A 2,971-nucleotide genomic window follows, 5' to 3' on the forward strand; every position below is an offset into this window, starting at 1 on the left:
GATATGGATCACGTCTCAATCTGAATAATTTTACGCTAAAAAATAACTTCTTGTATGGTGAAGAAAAGCCGGGCTAGCGGCTGTTTTTTCACTGTTTGGGGGGAAGTAGGATGTTGAAACATAGTGTTGTAGCGGCTTCAGTGATTGCGATGTTGGCAGGATGTGCGTCGATGCAAAGTACGGAGCAGCAGGTTGTAAATGCTCTGGCCGACAATTTGGATATTCAGTATCAGGTCATCACCAATCACGGTGCAAATCAAGGTTTGGCGTGTCAGGATTTAGGGGCGGAATGGGCATCTTGTAATCAGGTGAATATGACGCTGGTCAATCAGGGAGATGCGATTAACGCCACTGACTGGGCAATCTACTTCCACAGTATCCGACTGATTCTGGATGTGGATAACGATCAGTTTAAAGTAACCCGAGTGACCGGGGATTTGCATAAACTGGAGCCCACTGAGAAATTCGACGGTTTTGCGCCCGGCGAAAAAGTGGTGTTGCCGCTGATTGGTGAGTATTGGCAATTATTCGAAACCGACTTTCTGCCTGGTGCGTTTGTCACAGCGCCCAATGCGCAACCGAAAGTGATGGCATCGCTCGACAGTGAAGATGTGGGCACGTTTGTGTCAGGTCTGACAGGTGGCAACCTCAAGCGCACACCGGATGACAACAATGTGTTTGCTACGGCGGAGTCGCGTTTTGATAACAACACCGATTTGTCACTTCAAGATGTGTCCGCCACGTTATTGCCCACTCCGCAGCAAGTGAACGTTGGTTCGGGCAGTGTGGACATTGCCCAGGGGATAGCATTGCCAAAGTCGGTCTTCAATGCAGATCAATTTGCTGCCCTTGAAGCGAGAGCGAATGTGCTTGGCCTGAACATCAACGGCGCATTCCCCGTGACCATCTCAATTAAACCGGATGATTTTTCGACTGAATTTGCCCGATCCGGTGCCTATGCGCTGAACATTAAGCGTGATGGCATCAGGATCAAAGCGTTTGACCAGGCCGGCGCTTTCTACGCGGTACAATCGATTTTTGGCCTGACGGACAGTCAGAATCCGACATCGTTGCCGCAACTGGCGATACAAGATGCTCCTCGTTTTGACTATCGAGGGATCATGGTGGATGTTGCACGTAACTTCCATTCCAAAGCGGCGATTCTGGCGACTCTGGACCAAATGGCTGCATACAAGATGAACAAATTGCATCTTCATTTGACCGATGATGAAGGGTGGCGTATCGAAATTCCGGGCTTGCCTGAACTAACAGAGATTGGCTCAAAGCGCTGTTTTGATACTGATGAGCAACGTTGTCTGCTACCTCAGTTAGGATCTGGGCCGACAAGCGATAACTTTGGTAGTGGGTATTTCAGTAAGGCGGATTACATTGCTATATTAAAATACGCCAAAGCGCGCAATATTGAAGTGATACCGGAAATTGACATGCCGGCGCATGCGCGTGCAGCAGTTGTTGCAATGGAAGCGCGTTATACACGTCTGATGGCGGAAGGTAAGGAAGCATTGGCGAATGAGTTCCGCCTAATGGATCCGCAGGATACGTCCAATGTCACCACGGTTCAGTTCTACAATAAGCAAAGCTTCATTAACCCATGTCTGGAATCTTCCACCCGTTTTGTTGACAAGGTCATCTCTGAAGTCGCTGCGATGCATAAGCAAGCTGGTATGCCACTGACAACCTGGCATTTTGGCGGTGACGAAGCGAAGAATATTAAGCTGGGAGCGGGATTCCAGGATCTGAATGCAAAAGACAAAGTCAGTTGGAAAGGAACGATTGATTTGTCAAAGCAGGACAAACCGTTTGCCAAATCCCCTCAGTGTCAGACCCTGATTAATAGCGGAGAAGTCAGCGATTTCGCGCATCTGCCAAGCCATTTTGCTGAACAGGTATCCAAGCTGGTGGCCGAAAAAGGCATTACCCACTTCCAGGCCTGGCAAGATGGGCTAAAGTACAGTGACGCTGGTGCTGATTCATTTGCGACGGAAACAACCCGCGTCAACTTCTGGGATGTATTGTATTGGGGCGGCACCTCATCAGCCTATGAATGGGCTGAAAAGGGTTATGACGTGATAGTGTCGAACCCGGATTATGTCTACATGGACATGCCCTATGAAGCGGACCCGAAAGAGCGTGGTTATTATTGGGCGACGCGAGCAACGGACACTCGTAAGATGTTCGGCTTTGCTCCGGAAAACCTTCCGCAGAACGCAGAAACATCGTTCGATAGAGACGGCAATGGCTTCTCGGGAAAAGGTGAGATCGAGGCTAAACCATTTTATGGACTATCGGCTCAGTTATGGTCTGAAACCGTACGTAATGACGAGCAGTATCAGTACATGGTTTTTCCTCGAGTACTCGCAGCGGCTGAACGTGCCTGGCACCGCGCCGGTTGGGAGAACGACTACAAGGTGGGTGTGGAGTATTCACAGCAAACCAACCTTGTCGATAAACTGGCTTTAAATCAGGATTACAACCGGTTTGCTAACCTGTTAGGGCAACGTGAACTGGCGAAACTGGAAAAGGCGGGTATTGATTATCGTCTGCCCGTTCCGGGGGCGAGAATTGAGCAAGGACAACTGGCAATGAACGTGCAATTTCCCGGGGTTGAGTTGCAATATTCTCTGGACGGCACGCAGTGGCAGACCTACATCGACTCACAGCGTCCAGAAGTGAGTGGAGAGGTTTTTATTCGCTCAGTGTCTGCCAGTGGTGAGCGGAGTAGTCGGATCACCAGTATCAAGTGAATATAGATTCTGATATCTAGCCAGCGGAAACGCTGGCTTTTTTTGTGCTAATTTTTTGTTCGATTTAATTAAAAATTGGTAATAAGAACAATAAGTTGATCTTTGATGATAATGTTTGTTGTTTAACCGTATGAATTTTAAGGATTTTACTTGTTGGTATGTTTTTTGCGCAATGGATTTCTTATTTCAAAGGATTGAGGTGACAA

At 48.2% G+C, this 2,971-nt stretch carries 1 protein-coding gene; it reads left to right on the forward strand.

The window, feature by feature from the left end:
* Positions 1-110: 110 nt before the first annotated feature.
* Positions 111-2,765, forward strand: a complete 2,655-nt coding sequence (locus tag CAG65_RS03935) for a beta-N-acetylhexosaminidase (RefSeq protein WP_161452323.1) — start codon at positions 111-113, stop codon at positions 2,763-2,765.
* The last annotated feature ends 206 nt before the right edge of the window (positions 2,766-2,971 follow it).

The sequence above is a fragment of the Vibrio sp. V39_P1S14PM300 genome, from assembly GCF_009904765.1.
Classification (GTDB): domain Bacteria; phylum Pseudomonadota; class Gammaproteobacteria; order Enterobacterales; family Vibrionaceae; genus Vibrio; species Vibrio proteolyticus.

Excerpts from the sequence above, each read along its gene's own strand:
- CAG65_RS03935 (WP_161452323.1), top strand. The coding sequence starts at position 111 with ATGTTGAAACATAGTGTTGTAGCGGCTTCAGTGATTGCGATGTTGGCA.